The organism is Comamonas guangdongensis (assembly GCF_041079535.1).
GTDB classification, from domain to species: domain Bacteria; phylum Pseudomonadota; class Gammaproteobacteria; order Burkholderiales; family Burkholderiaceae_C; genus Comamonas; species Comamonas guangdongensis.
The window spans coordinates 25169-37999 of the sequence record NZ_JBFYGN010000011.1 but is presented as its reverse complement, the minus strand read 5'-3'; the positions used below and the strand labels follow the sequence as shown (position 1 = coordinate 37999).

At 65.8% G+C, this 12831-nt stretch carries 13 protein-coding genes; 12 read left to right on the top strand and 1 reads right to left on the bottom strand.

The genetic code is table 11. The features are described 5' to 3' along the window. Window positions 1-117 precede the first annotated feature (117 nt). From AB6724_RS11490 to AB6724_RS11435, 12 genes are all read left to right on the top strand, one after another. The gene (locus tag AB6724_RS11490) at window positions 118-837 is read left to right on the top strand and encodes a DUF4291 domain-containing protein (RefSeq protein WP_369338656.1); all 720 of its coding nucleotides are present in this window, start codon (window positions 118-120) and stop codon (window positions 835-837) included. After that, window positions 773-1330, top strand: a complete 558-nt coding sequence (locus AB6724_RS11485) for an RNA 2'-phosphotransferase (protein ID WP_369338655.1) — start codon at window positions 773-775, stop codon at window positions 1328-1330. Before AB6724_RS11490 ends, AB6724_RS11485 begins: the two co-directional genes overlap by 65 nt. Next, the gene (locus AB6724_RS11480; RefSeq protein WP_369338654.1) at window positions 1327-1932 is read left to right on the top strand and encodes an HAD family hydrolase; all 606 of its coding nucleotides are present in this window, start codon (window positions 1327-1329) and stop codon (window positions 1930-1932) included. Before AB6724_RS11485 ends, AB6724_RS11480 begins: the two co-directional genes overlap by 4 nt. A 31-nt stretch (window positions 1933-1963) precedes the next feature. Continuing rightward, a complete protein-coding gene (gene ybiA / locus AB6724_RS11475) occupies window positions 1964-2533 on the top strand; it encodes a riboflavin biosynthesis intermediates N-glycosidase (protein WP_369338653.1) in 570 nt (189 codons plus the stop codon). After that, a complete protein-coding gene (locus tag AB6724_RS11470; RefSeq protein ID WP_369338652.1) occupies window positions 2533-3456 on the top strand; it encodes an ADP-ribosylglycohydrolase family protein in 924 nt (307 codons plus the stop codon). Before ybiA ends, AB6724_RS11470 begins: the two co-directional genes overlap by 1 nt. A 75-nt stretch (window positions 3457-3531) precedes the next feature. Further along, window positions 3532-3780: a hypothetical protein gene (locus tag AB6724_RS11465; RefSeq protein WP_369338651.1), complete on the top strand. Its 249-nt coding sequence runs from the start codon at window positions 3532-3534 to the stop codon at window positions 3778-3780. A 42-nt stretch (window positions 3781-3822) separates the two neighbouring features. Beyond that, complete coding sequence (locus AB6724_RS11460; RefSeq protein WP_369338650.1) at window positions 3823-5010, top strand: branched-chain amino acid ABC transporter substrate-binding protein; 1188 nt, start codon at window positions 3823-3825, stop codon at window positions 5008-5010. 49 nt (window positions 5011-5059) lie between these two features. After that, window positions 5060-6439 (top strand): tRNA adenosine(34) deaminase TadA, encoded by a 1380-nt coding sequence (gene tadA, locus AB6724_RS11455; RefSeq protein WP_369338649.1) that lies wholly within the window; start codon window positions 5060-5062, stop codon window positions 6437-6439. Between the two features lie 235 nt (window positions 6440-6674). Beyond that, the gene (locus tag AB6724_RS11450; RefSeq protein ID WP_369338724.1) at window positions 6675-7697 is read left to right on the top strand and encodes an LD-carboxypeptidase; all 1023 of its coding nucleotides are present in this window, start codon (window positions 6675-6677) and stop codon (window positions 7695-7697) included. A gap of 140 nt (window positions 7698-7837) precedes the next feature. After that, window positions 7838-8290, top strand: coding sequence for a hypothetical protein (locus AB6724_RS11445; protein ID WP_369338648.1), 453 nt, complete (start codon window positions 7838-7840; stop codon window positions 8288-8290). Next, a complete protein-coding gene (locus AB6724_RS11440; protein ID WP_369338647.1) occupies window positions 8287-10035 on the top strand; it encodes a hypothetical protein in 1749 nt (582 codons plus the stop codon). The genes AB6724_RS11445 and AB6724_RS11440 overlap by 4 nt, the downstream gene beginning before the upstream one ends. Window positions 10036-10135: 100 nt before the next feature. Continuing rightward, window positions 10136-10498, top strand: coding sequence for a SpoIIAA family protein (locus AB6724_RS11435; RefSeq protein WP_369338646.1), 363 nt, complete (start codon window positions 10136-10138; stop codon window positions 10496-10498). Between the two features lie 129 nt (window positions 10499-10627). Here AB6724_RS11435 and fusA read toward each other — a convergent pair whose 3' ends face one another. Next, window positions 10628-12748 (bottom strand): elongation factor G, encoded by a 2121-nt coding sequence (gene fusA, locus AB6724_RS11430; RefSeq protein ID WP_369338645.1) that lies wholly within the window; start codon window positions 12746-12748, stop codon window positions 10628-10630. Between the last annotated feature and the right edge of the window lie 83 nt (window positions 12749-12831).

The following is a 12831-nucleotide window of genomic DNA, read 5'->3' as shown; positions in this document are numbered from 1 at the left end:
CAAACAAAAAATGCTTGACTCGGCTTTGGCTTGGTTGTATTGTACAACTTAAGCAAGTTGCTCAGAACAACTTATTGGGGTAATGGCATTCAAACACATAACAATAAAAGGAAAAACATGAAGCTGAGCACCGCTCCCTATCTGCAACAAGCCGCCGCATGGCCCCAAAGTGGTGAGCACATTCTGGCCCACCACGATGAGACTTCGGTCATCGTCTACCAAGCTTACCGCCCCTCGATTGGTGCATATGCCATACGCCATGGCAGGCTGGGTGGGCCTGATTTCAGCTTGGCTCGCATGAGCTGGATCAAGCCCAATTTCCTATGGATGATGTATCGCTCGGGCTGGGGAGTGAAACAAGGGCAGGAAATCATTCTCGGCCTGCGCATATCGCGCCGCTTTTTTGACTCCGTGCTGCACACGGCTGTGCCCTCTACCTGGGATGCGCAGCGCTATCCTGCATTAAAGGACTGGCGCTCCGCCGTAGCCCAGTCTGAGGTGCGCCTGCAATGGGACCCCGATCACACCCCCAGTGGACTCAAGCACACCCGCCGGGCCGTGCAACTGGGCTTGAGAGGGCAGGTCCTGGCGGCTTTTGCCGGTGAGCAATTACTGGAAGTGATTGATATGACGGACTTTGTGGCTGAGCAAAGAAGCTTGGCCCACGATGACAGCGCCCAGTTGCTGACACCGGTGGAGCATGTCTATGTACCGGGTGCTGCCGGAGCAGGGCAGCACCCAGAAAACACAACAAACAACAGAGCAAAAGAGCATGAAAAACAAGAACAACATCACCACTGTGCGAAGCAAGTTTCTCAGTCTGGTGCTGCGCCATAGTCCGCAGACAATTGGCCTGAAGCTGGATGGCGCAGGCTGGGTCCAGACCCAGGAACTGCTGGTTTGCCTGGCCCGTGCGGGCCGCAGCATGAGCCTCGAAGAGCTGCAGGCCGTGGTGGCAGACAACAACAAGCAACGCTTTGCCTTCAGCGAAGACGGCACGCGTATCCGCGCCAATCAGGGGCATTCCATCCCCGTCGAGCTGGAGTTGACATCCCGGCGGCCACCGGCCGAGCTGTATCACGGCACGGCCACACGCTTTCTGGATGCCATCTTTCGGGAGGGGCTGAAACGCCAGAGTCGCCACCATGTGCACCTGTCCGCCAGTACCGAGACTGCTGGTGCAGTGGGGCGGCGCCACGGCAAGCTGGCTTTGTTGCGAGTGGATGCTGCGCGCATGGCCGTCGATGGCCATGTCTTCTATTGCTCGGACAACGGTGTCTGGTTGACCGACGCCGTGCCCGTGGCCTATCTGGCCAAGCTAGAAACATGAATACCTCAAAACTGATAGCGCTTGACGCAGACGGCGTATTGCTGGACTACAACCTGGCATATGCAAGCGCCTGGGAGAGGGCCTTTGGCGGCCGTCCGCAGCTGCGCAATCCCCAGGCTTACTGGGCCATGGACCGCTGGACGGTGGAGAGCCTGCAAGGGGAGGCGCTGCAGAGCTTTCGCCGCAGCTTCGATGCGCAGTTCTGGTCAACCGTGCCCGCAATTGCCGGGGCGGTGCAGGCTTGCGAAAAGCTGGTCGCGGCTGGCTATGAGCTGGTGTGCGTCTCTGCGCTCAAGCCCGAATTTGCTCAGGCCCGCCAGGCCAATCTGCAACGACTGGGTTTTCCCATAGAGCGCGTCATGGCTACCAGCAATCACGCCCAGCCGGGCCACAGTCCCAAGGCTCGGACATTGGCACAGTTGCGGCCTGCTGCTTTTGTCGATGATTTCCTGCCTTATTTCGAAGGCGTTCCGGCGCAGATTCATGCCGCTCTGATCCTGCGAGAACAGGACGGCTCGCCCAATCAAGGGCCCGGCTTGCAGGCCATTCATTCCACGCATGGCAATTTGGCGCAGTTTGCCGATTGGTGGCTGGAGCGCTGATGCTCTGCACCTATATTGAGAAGAACCAACAATGAACCGAGATTACGCAATCCGCTCGCAAGCCGATCTGCTGGCGCAACTGGACCAGGGCTACAGGCCCAAGTACTTATGCTTCTGGGGCCATCAGCCCGAAAAGAATGGCTCCGTGGGCCGGGGCTGCCTGAGCCAGTGGTTCCATGCACCCTTCACCGCGGAGGGGGACCGCTTTGCCACGGCCGAGCATTTCATGATGGCGGAAAAGGCCAGGCTGTTTGGCGACGAGCAGGCCCGCGTGGCGGTGCTGGCAGCGGCATCGCCGGCTGCGGCCAAGGCCCTGGGCCGGGGCGTGCGCAATTTTGACGAGGCCCGCTGGAACGCCGCACGTTTTGACATTGTGGTGCGCGGCAATGTGGCCAAATTTGGGCAGAACCCTGCGCTGCGCGATTTTCTGCTGGCCACGGGTGAGCGTGTACTGGTCGAAGCCAGTCCGCGCGATCGCATCTGGGGCATAGGCATGGGGGCAGCCAACCCCGATGCTGAGCAGCCGCGCAAATGGCGTGGGCAGAACCTGCTGGGCTTTGCCCTGATGGCCGCGCGTGCGCAGCTGCGGCAGGAGGGCTGATGAGCGAGCTGGACCGTTTTGAAGGTGCGCTGCTGGGCCTGGCCTGCGGCGATGCCGTGGGCACCACCGTGGAGTTCATGCCGCGCGGCAGTTTCACGCCTATGGCGGACATGATCGGTGGCGGCCCGTTCGGCTTGCAGCCCGGCCAATGGACCGATGACACATCCATGGCCCTGTGTCTGGCCGAGAGCCTGATCGCCCTGCCGAGCTGCGATCCGCGCGACCAGATGGCACGCTATGCCAACTGGTACCAATGGGGCTACTGGAGTTCTACCGGCGATTGCTTCGACATCGGCATGGCCACGCAGGAGGCTATCCAGACGTTTCTGCACACCGGCGAGGCCCTGGCCGGCAGCACGGATCCGCACAAGGCGGGCAACGGGTCGCTGATGCGCCTGGTGCCGATTGCCATGCTGTATGGCGCGGATGAGCAGCGGGTGCAGCAGATGGCCGAGCTCAGCTCGCGCACCACCCACGCGGCCGCCGAATGCCTGGATGCCTGCCGGCTGTTCGCCGTGGTCCTGAGCCGGGCGCTGGCGGGCCAGACCAAGGCCCAGGTGCTGGATCTGTCGGGGCTAAGCATTGCCAGTCCCAGGATTGCGGAGATCGCCCGGGGTTCCTGGCGGCATAAGAGCCGGGAGCAGATCAGCGGCTCGGGCTATGTGGTGCACAGCCTGGAGGCGGCGCTGTGGTGCTTTGCACGGAACGACAGCTTTGAAGCCGCAGTGCTGGAGGCCGCCAATCTGGGTGACGATGCCGACACCACGGCGGCCGTCACCGGGCAGATCGCCGGTGCGTTCTGGGGCCGCAGCGGCATTCCTGCCGCATGGCTCGAGAAACTGCATAGGGGCATGGATATCAGCGCTCTGGCGCAGGCCCTGCATCAAATGAGACATCGGGTAAATCAGGGGCCGCACGCGTAACGAGCGGCCTGCCGGGCGGGCGCGGGCCGGCTCAAACGTGTTCAAATCCGCGGATCGCTGTTGCCGGATGTCGTCATGAGAGCTGTTTGGGGCTTGCTCGGCCTTGTTGTGGTGCTGGCCATGGTCGGGGTGCTGGCCAGGAAAAGCTGGCATGCGGGCCAGGAAAGCCTGGCGCGGCAGACCCAGAGCGTGCCGGCGGGGCACAATCGGGCCCCCGAAGCCGCCCAGGTGGGTGATCAAGCGCGCCAGGTTCAGCAGCAATATCGCCAGCAGCTGGCGTCGGCCCTCAACGCCCAGCGGCCCGTGCCCGATCAGGCACAGTGAGACCGGCTGTACCACAGCCCCTGGACCCATCAAGGAGAAAGCATGTCCATGACTGTTCGTGCGGCCCCGAGCCGTTCCGCTCGCATCCCATACGCACTGGCCCTGGCGCTGGCCACCGTCTGCCTGGGGTCGGCCCGGGCTGCCGAGGCGGAAAAGCCCTTGACCGTGCGCATTGCCCACGGCGGCCCGATATCCGGCCCCATCGCGGCCCTGGGCAAGGACGAGGAGAACGGCGTGCGCATGGCGGTGGAAGAACTCAATGCCCGCAAGCTGCAGCTCGGCGGGCGCCCCGTGCTGTGGAAGCTGGAGGCGGGCGACGATGCCAGCGATCCGGGGCAGGCGGCCTCCCTGGCGCGCATGTTCTGCGACAAGAAGGTGGCGGCCGTGGTCGGGCATCTGCAGTCTGGCACCACTTTGCCGGCGGCCAGGATCTACAACGACTGCGGCATTCCCAACATCACCCCGGCGGCCACCAACCCGGCGATTACCGAGGCCGGCTATGACGATACCTTCCGGGTGATCGCCAACGACCAGGCCATGGTGGAAGCCCTGCTCGACTATGCCGTCAAGCACCTGGGCGTCAAGCGTGTGGCCATCGTCGATGACCGCACGGCCTACGGCCAGGGCATAGTCAAGCTGTTCGAGGCGGCGGCGCGTGCACGCGACGTGCAGATCGTGGACAAGCAGTACGCCAGCGACAAGAGCGTGCAATTCGAGTCCGCGCTCACGGCCATCAAGAGCCGCAAGCCGGATGCCATCTTCTTCGGCGGCCTGGATGCCCAGGCCGGCCCCATGCTGCGTCAGATGTCGCAGCTGGGCATGAACAACATCAAATTCCTGGGGGGCGATGCGCAATGCACGGAGCGCCTGCCCGTGATGGCGGCCAAGGCGGCGGCGCTCAAGAACGTGACCTGCGTGGTGGGCGGCAGCTCCATAGAGAATATGCCCGGCGGCGCGGCCTGGAAGCTCAGGTATGACCAGCGCTTTCCCGGCCAGTATCAGGTCTACAGCCCCTATGCCTACGACGCGACCATGGTGCTGGCTCAGGCCATGCTGCGTGCCGACTCGGCCAAGGTCGAAGCCTATCTGCCGCAGCTGCGCCAGACCCGCTACGACGGGGTGACAGGCACCATCGTGTTCGACTCTCAGGGCGAGCTGGTGAATCCGCGCGTCACGCTCTACGGCTATGAATCGGGCGAGCGCAAGGAACTGGTGCTCGGTGGCCGTTGATTCAGCGATGAATATGCGTCAATCCATTGCTGGATAAGCGCATGCAGCTATGAATTCGGATAACTCCAGGCATGAGGCTTTCATGCGCCAGGCCTTGCAGCAGGCGCGTCTGGCGGCCGCCGACGGCGAGGTGCCGGTGGGCGCCGTGGTGGTCAAGGACGGCCAGGTCATAGGCCGCGGCCGCAACAGCCCGCTGACCACGCTGGACCCTACGGCCCATGCCGAGATGCTGGCGCTGCGCGAAGCGGCCCAGGTCCTGGGCAACTACAGGCTTGAAGGCTGCACGCTGTATGTGACGCTGGAGCCCTGCGCCATGTGCAGCGGCGCCATGCTGCATGCGCGCGTGGATGGCGTGGTCTACGGTGCGGCAGAGCCCAAGACCGGTGCGGCGGGCTCGGTGCTCAATGTCTTCGGCTACCCCGAGATCAACCACCAGACCCGGGTGCTGCGCGGCGTGCTGCAGGACGAGTGTGCCGCGTTGCTGGCTGCATTCTTCCAGCAGCGGCGCAAGGAGAAAAAAGCGCAGCAGCCGCATCCGCTGCAGGACTGGGCGCTGCGCAACCCCGACGCGGCTTTCGAGCATCTGCCGGGCTGGCCCTGGCAACCGCAGTGGCGCAGCGATCTGCCCGCGCTCAAGGGCTTGCGCCTGGCCGTGGTCGACGAGGGGCCGGCGGCCGCGCCGCGGACCTGGCTGTGCCTGCACGGCAGTCCCGGCTGGGGCTATGCGTTCCGGCGGCTGCTGCCGGACCTGCTGGCCGCCGGCCATCGCGTGGTGGTGCCGGATCTGCCGGGCTTCGGCCGCAGCGACCAGCCCAAGAAGGAGCTGCAGCACGCGGCCGCCTGGCATGTGCAGCTGCTCGCGGAGCTGGTGCAGGCTCTGGACCTGCAACAGGTGGTTTTGCTGGGGCAGGGCGATGGCGGCCGCCTGGGCCTGGCCGTGGCGCAAAGCATGGAGCCGCGTTTTGCGGGCGCCTGGCTCGCGGATGTCTGGCCCCTGGCCGAGCAGCCCGAGCGCCGCCGCCAATGGTTCGAGCAGGCGGCGCGCAAGCCCTCCTGGGATGTGGCCAAGGCCATGGCCCAAGGCCGCAGTCTCGGTGCCGAGGCCGGGGCCTGGAACGCGCCGTTTGCGCAAAGCGGCCATCGCGCCGCGCTCAAGGCCTGGCCGCGCGTGCAGGCCGAGCTGCCCGAGCTGCCGGCGCCGCTGCTGATGCGCTGGGCCAGTGTCCGCAAGCTATGGCTGCAGGCCCCCGCGGGGGCCGAACCCGTGCCGGCAGCGCAATGGCAGGCTGCATGGTTGCAGGCTCTGCCGCAGCTTGCGCAGCATGCCGAGGTCTGGCGGCAAACCCAGCATGTCTCTCTGGTTCCTGCGCTGCCTGAGGGCAATGCGGCGGCGGCTGTGGAATACTTTGCGCCATTGCCCGCAGCCTGATGTGCGGCGGGCCGTCGACATCAGTTTTGTAGCGCTTGTGCAAACCGGAATGCATGGAGCGGGTTTCCATGGGGAAACGCCGTGCCCGAACCCGGCTTGTGCAAGCCGTCTTTGAATCTGCGGATTCCTCATCTTTCACGGAGCATGCGGCCGGCGGCCGCATGAAAAGGCTTTGGCAAACTCGCGCAAGTCCCCTGCATCCAGCAACACCGCAAGCAAGAACGATCACCAGCATGTGCATGACGAGCATTGCGGGCATGAGGCCCACGATCATGTCCATGCCGCCGACGGCAGCTGCTGCGGCCATGAGCACAGCCATGGCCCCAAGCACATCTATATCTATTCGCCCGCGGGCGCGGTGCGCGACAAGACGGCTTTCAAGCGCGGCGTCAAGCGCCTGCAGGCCCTGGGCCACGAGGTGGAGGTGGATGCCGATGCCCTGGCCAGCACCCAGCGCTTTGCGGGCGACGATGCCACGCGGCTGGCGGCCATCCACCGTGCGGCGGCCAGCGGCGCCGATGTGGCGCTGGTCAGCCGCGGCGGCTACGGCCTGACGCGCATCCTGCCCGGCATCAAATACAAGACCGTGGCCAAGGCCATCGCTAAGGGCACGCAGTTTGTGGGCCTGAGCGACTTCACGGCCTTCCAGCTGGCCATGCTGGCGCAGACCGGCGCCACCACCTGGGCGGGGCCGGCGCTCAACGCCGACTTCGGCGTCGAGGGCGAAGTGGACGACATCATGCAGGACTGCTTCGAGGACCTGCTCAGCGGCCATGGCGAAGGCGCGGGCTGGCAGATGCCCAAGATCGGCGAGCTGCCCAATGGCAAGCCCCAGCTCAAGGATCTGTATGTGCCTGGCGGCGCCACGCTATGGGGCGGTAATCTGGCCGTGCTGGTCTCGCTGCTGGGCACGCCGTACTTCCCGCAGATCGAGGGCGGCATTCTGTTCCTGGAGGACGTGGGCGAGCATCCCTACAAGATCGAGCGCATGCTGACGCAGCTGCTGCTTTCGGGCGTGCTGCAAAAGCAGAAGGCCATCGTTTTTGGCCAGTTCACCGAGTTCAAGCTCAGCACCCACGACAAGGGCTTCAAGCTGCAGACCGTGATCGACTGGCTGCGCATGCAGCTCAAGCGTCCCGTGCTCCAGGGCCTGCCGTTCGGCCATGTGCCCACCAAGGTGCTGCTGCCCGTGGGCGCGCAGGTTTCGCTGTCCGTTGAAGGTCGCGATGCCTTGCTGTACTGGGGGCATGCGCATTGAAATCATCCCCCTGAGCGGCTGCGCCGCTTCCCCCGGAGGGGGACGGCGCCCTCGCCGCGAGGCGGCTCTTGCTCGGCGCCTCTGGCCTGGGTTGCGCCAGTTTCAGGTGCCATGGATAACCGAGAAAAGGATGCGCAAGCATGGGTAAAGCCGCATTGCAGTGGACCGATGAGATGCTGGCCAGTCTGGGCCGTGAAACCGATGCGGCGCTGGCCGAGCTATGGGGCACGACGGCCAAGACCGTCAACCTCAAGCGCAACGCCCTGGGGATAGCGGCCTTCGGGCATTTCCAATGGACGCCCGAGGCTCTGGCCTTGCTGGGCAAGGCAGCCGATGCCGAGGTGGCCGCGCAGCTGGGCATCAGCAAGGCCAGTGTGGTGGCCAAGCGCGGCGAGCTGAAGATCGGCTCGGCCGCGGGCAGCGCCTTCGTCTGGACCGATGAGGCCGTGGCCCTGCTGGGCACGGCCTCCGATGCCAAAGTGGCCCTGCAGCTGGGCCTGAGCCGTCTGACGGTCTACAACGCCCGCCTGGCCCGCGGCATTGCCGCCGCGCCAAGAGGCCGTGCCGCAGCGGGGGGCAGCAGCCAGGAATGAGCGGCTTACCGCCGTGGCTGCGTGGCCTGTTGCTGGGCTGGCTGTGGCTGGCCGCCCTGGGCGGCTTTAGCCAGCTGCTGACCCGGCTGCCGCCCTGGGGCTGGCTGCTGGCGCTGCTGGTGCTGGCGACACTGCCGGCCTGGGGGCAATGGCTGATGTTCATGCTGCGCAAAAAGCTGCTGCATCTGCAGTTTGCGCCGCAGGGGCTGGTCGGGCGCTGGTTTTCCGGGGGCTGGTGGCCCGGCTGCAAGGCCCTGGCGCTGGCACTGCTGCTGTGTGGCGCCTCGCTGTGGCAGGCCTGGTTTTTCGCGCCCTGGGAATGGGCTTTGCTGGCCCTGGCGCCGCCGCTCCATGCAGGCCTGGCGGCCTGGCTGCAGAGCAGGCTGGCGCCCGAGTTCTCATCGCCGGCCTTTGCCTGGGCCTGGAGCCAGCGGGCGGCCAGATGGCTGCTGCTGGCGCTGCTGGGCAGCGCCTGGCTGTATGCGATGGCGCGCAGCCAGGACTTCGGGCGCTCGCTTGCTCCGGCCATGGCGCCGGCAGCGCTGGACGCCGCCCTGGCCCGGATACAAACGGCGCCATCGGGACTCGTGCGCTGGGGGCTGGACGGCTTGCTGAGCTTGCAACTTGCCGGCGGTGCTGCGGCCGATCTACCTCAACTGGCGGCCCTGCGCCTGCTGCTGCTGGCCCTGTTCGGGCCGGTGGGCCTGCTGCTGTGCGTGGGCAGTGCGCTGCAGGGCGCTTCGGGCTCCCGGGCCGTCTGGCAGCAGGCGGCGCCACCGGGCGCGGGCCGCCAAGCCGTGCCCTTGCTGGCGCTGGTCGGCGTGCTGCTGCTGGGCATACTGGTCCAGACCACGGCCGGTCTGGATGGGTTGGCGCGTCGCCATGAGAGCCCGCTGGCGCTCAAGCGCCTGCCGGAATGCGAGCGCATAGGCCGGCAGCTCTACAGCCTGGGCACGCTGGAGGCCACACGCCAGCAGGCTTTGCAGGCGCTGGGCCGGATGCGGGCCGGGCAGGCGCTGTGTCAGAGCGGCCATGACATGCAGGCGCAGCTGGATCTGGCGCTGGAGCGCTATCTGGACTGGTATTTCAGCCTGGGCGCGGAGTGGGGGCGCATCTTCAGCCTGCTGACCGGCGACGTGAACCGGTTTCTGCAGGACAAGCTCGCCGCAAGCCTGGTTGAAACCCCGGGGCTCGAGGCCTGGATGCAGGCCTTGCGGCAGCAGGCCCAGGACAGCGGCGCCGCACTCGAGCAGGGCCGGCAGGGAATTGAGCAGACCCTGGCCCGCCATCACCTGGCCCTGGGCGCCGGGCAGTGCACTGTGCGCGCCGAGGTCCCCGCGCCGCCGGCGCTGGATTTGCTGGGCGATGCGCGCCAGCGCCTGCAGGCCAGCGCCATGGCGGGCACGGGCGCCGGCGCATTGGCCGCCGTGGTGGCCGGCAAGGCCATGGCCAAGACCTCGATGAAAGCCGCCGGCAAGGTGCTGGCCAAGGCGGCCGCCAAGCAGGGTCTGGGCAAGGCCGGCACGGCCATCGCGGGTGCGGCCCTGGGCTCGGTGCTGCCCGGCATAGGCACGGCAGCGGGCGCTGTTGCCGGGGCTGTGGCGGGCGCCATGATAGGCGTGGGCATAGACTGGGCCGCGCTTTATGCGGAAGAGCGCCTGACCCGCGATGCCATGCGCGAGGACCTGCGCTCTGCCTTGAGCGAGCCGCTGCAGGATATGCGGCTGGCGCTGGGGTGCGAATAGCGGCCGGCGGGCCGGCGAGAACCCGTTTTGCGGGTGCTGTCTAGGGCTGCGATCAGGTTTCGAACGGCGTACAGTGAAACAGTCATTGCAGGAGTCGCACATGCTGAATTACTCCCTGATGAAACCCGAAGGCATCTTGCTGCTTGAGCCCCATGGGCCTTTGACCCGGCAGGACTTTGATGGCGTGGACCAGGATGTGAACGCTTTTCTGGCCGACCATCCCAAGCTGCACGGCCTGATGGTTCAGACCAAGGATTTCCCCGGCTGGGAAAACTGGGCCGGCTTTAGCGCCCATATGAGCTTTGTCCGCCATCATCACAAGCAGGTCGAGCATATTGCCCTGGTGACCGACAGCCAGCTGGCGGGCATGGCCGAGTTTCTGGGCAAACATCTCATGGATGCCGAGGTCCGGCATTTCGCGTTCACCGAGGATGCCCAGGCCATGCAGTGGCTGCAGTCCTGAGCGCGGGTTCACGAGTTTCACGCCACCCCGTCCGCCAAGATGCGGGCGGGTGCCGGCGTAGCCTTGCCATCATGGCCGGCTTGCAGCGGGGGGGCGGCCCCCTTGGTCGGGGAGGGGCCGCCTGCGCGCCTAGCCGTGCTTTCTGCCGGGGGCAGAGGCCAACGCCGCCAGGTCCTGCGCCGGCGCCTCCGCATAGCGCTTGAACTCCATGGTGTAGGTGGCTCGGCCCTGGCTCATGGAGCGCAGCTGCGTGGCATAGCCGAACATCTCCGACAGCGGCACTTCGGCGCGGATGGTCTTGCCGCCGCCGGCGATATCGTCCATGCCCTGCACCATGCCGCGTCGCGAGGACAGATCGCCCATCAACGTGCCCGCGTACTCCTCGGGCGTCTCCACCTCCACGGCCATCATGGGCTCGAGAATCACGGGGCTGGCTCTCTTGGCCGCCTCCTTGAAGCCCAGGATGGCGGCCATCCGGAACGCCTGCTCCGACGAATCCACCTCGTGATAGGAGCCGAAGGTCAGGCGCACGCGCACATCCACCACCGGGTAGCCGGCCAGCACACCGGTGTTCAGCGCTTCGCGCACGCCTTTTTCCACGGCGGGGATGAACTCGCGCGGCACCGTGCCGCCCTTGATCTCGTCGACGAACTCGAAGCCCTTGCCGGATTCCAGCGGCTCGATGCTGAGCACGACATGGCCGTACTGGCCCTTGCCACCGGACTGGCGCACGAACCTGCCGTCCACATCGGCCACGGGCTTGCGTATGGTCTCCCGGTAGGCGACCTGGGGCTTGCCCACATTGGCTGCCACATTGAACTCGCGCCGCATGCGGTCGACGATGATTTCCAGGTGCAACTCGCCCATGCCGGCGATGATGGTCTGGCCGGACTCCTCGTCGGTGCGCACCCTGAACGAGGGGTCCTCGGCGGCCAGGCGCGACAGAGCCTGCCCCATCTTCTCCTGATCGGCCTTGGTCTTGGGTTCCACGGCCTGAGCGATCACGGGTTCGGGGAAGGACATTTTCTCGAGAACAATGGGCGCGCCGGGATCGCACAGGGTCTCGCCCGTGGTCACGTCCTTGAGGCCCACGCAGGCGGCGATATCGCCGGCGCGGATTTCGTCGATTTCCTGGCGGGCGTTGGCATGCATCTGCACGATGCGGCCTATGCGCTCCTTCTTGCCGCGTATCGGGTTGTAGACCAGATCGCCCCTGGACAGCACGCCCGAGTAGACGCGCACAAAGGTCAGCTGCCCCACGAAGGCATCGGTCATGAGCTTGAAAGCCAGGGCAGCGAACTTCTCATTGTCGTCGGCATGCCGCACCAGCAGCGCGCTGCTCTCATCGTCCTCGCTATGGCCCGTGACCGGCGGCACGTCCAGCGGCGAGGGCATGAACTCGACGATGGCATCGAGCAGGCGCTGCACGCCGCGGTTCTTGAAGGCCGAGCCGCACAGCATGGGCTGGATGTCGGTGGCAATTGTGCGCAGGCGCAACCCGGCCGTGATCTCGGCGGCGCTGAGATCGCCCGTCTCTAGGTATTTGTCGGTGAGCTCTTCGCTGGCCTCGGCCGCGGCCTCCACCATCTTCTGGCGCCATTCGCTGGCGCTGGCCTGCAGCGCTTCGGGAATCTCCCGGTACTCGAACTTCACGCCCTGGGATTCGTCGTCCCAGAAAATGGCTTTCATCTTGATGAGATCGATCACGCCGTGAAAGTCGGCCTCGGTCCCAATGGGGATCATGATGGGCACGGGATGGGCATTGAGGCGCTCGATCATCATCTGGCGCACGCGAAAGAAGTCGGCGCCCACGCGGTCCATCTTGTTCACAAAGGCCAGGCGCGGCACCTTGTACTTGTTGGCCTGGCGCCAGACGGTCTCGGACTGCGGCTGCACGCCGCCCACGGAGTCATAGACCATGACCGCGCCGTCGAGCACGCGCATGGAGCGCTCCACCTCGATGGTGAAATCCACGTGGCCGGGCGTGTCGATGATGTTGATGCGGTGCGGCGCGAAGTTGTGCTCCATGCCCGACCAGAAGGCCGTGGTGGCGGCGGAGGTGATCGTGATGCCGCGCTCCTGCTCCTGCTCCATCCAGTCCATGGTGGCAGCGCCGTCATGGACTTCGCCCAGCTTGTGGTTCACTCCGGTATAGAACAGGATGCGCTCGGTCGTGGTGGTCTTGCCGGCATCGATGTGCGCGGAGATGCCGATGTTGCGGTAACGCTCTATAGGGGTATGACGAGCCATGACGACCTCCCTGAATCAGTCCTGCAATTTGCAGAAGAAGGCGCCACACCCGCGGCACCGGCAACAGGACTGGAAGCTTGGAA

Bases quoted from the DNA above. Each gene is read 5' to 3' on its own strand.
- fusA (WP_369338645.1), bottom strand. From the start codon at position 12,748: ATGGCTCGTCATACCCCTATAGAGCGTTACCGCAACATCGGCATCTCC.
- tadA (WP_369338649.1), top strand. From the start codon at position 5,060: ATGAATTCGGATAACTCCAGGCATGAGGCTTTCATGCGCCAGGCCTTG.
- AB6724_RS11490 (WP_369338656.1), top strand. From the start codon at position 118: ATGAAGCTGAGCACCGCTCCCTATCTGCAACAAGCCGCCGCATGGCCC.
- ybiA (WP_369338653.1), top strand. From the start codon at position 1,964: ATGAACCGAGATTACGCAATCCGCTCGCAAGCCGATCTGCTGGCGCAA.
- AB6724_RS11485 (WP_369338655.1), top strand. From the start codon at position 773: ATGAAAAACAAGAACAACATCACCACTGTGCGAAGCAAGTTTCTCAGT.
- AB6724_RS11440 (WP_369338647.1), top strand. From the start codon at position 8,287: ATGAGCGGCTTACCGCCGTGGCTGCGTGGCCTGTTGCTGGGCTGGCTG.
- AB6724_RS11465 (WP_369338651.1), top strand. From the start codon at position 3,532: ATGAGAGCTGTTTGGGGCTTGCTCGGCCTTGTTGTGGTGCTGGCCATG.
- AB6724_RS11445 (WP_369338648.1), top strand. From the start codon at position 7,838: ATGGGTAAAGCCGCATTGCAGTGGACCGATGAGATGCTGGCCAGTCTG.
- AB6724_RS11460 (WP_369338650.1), top strand. From the start codon at position 3,823: ATGTCCATGACTGTTCGTGCGGCCCCGAGCCGTTCCGCTCGCATCCCA.
- AB6724_RS11435 (WP_369338646.1), top strand. From the start codon at position 10,136: ATGCTGAATTACTCCCTGATGAAACCCGAAGGCATCTTGCTGCTTGAG.
- AB6724_RS11480 (WP_369338654.1), top strand. From the start codon at position 1,327: ATGAATACCTCAAAACTGATAGCGCTTGACGCAGACGGCGTATTGCTG.
- AB6724_RS11470 (WP_369338652.1), top strand. From the start codon at position 2,533: ATGAGCGAGCTGGACCGTTTTGAAGGTGCGCTGCTGGGCCTGGCCTGC.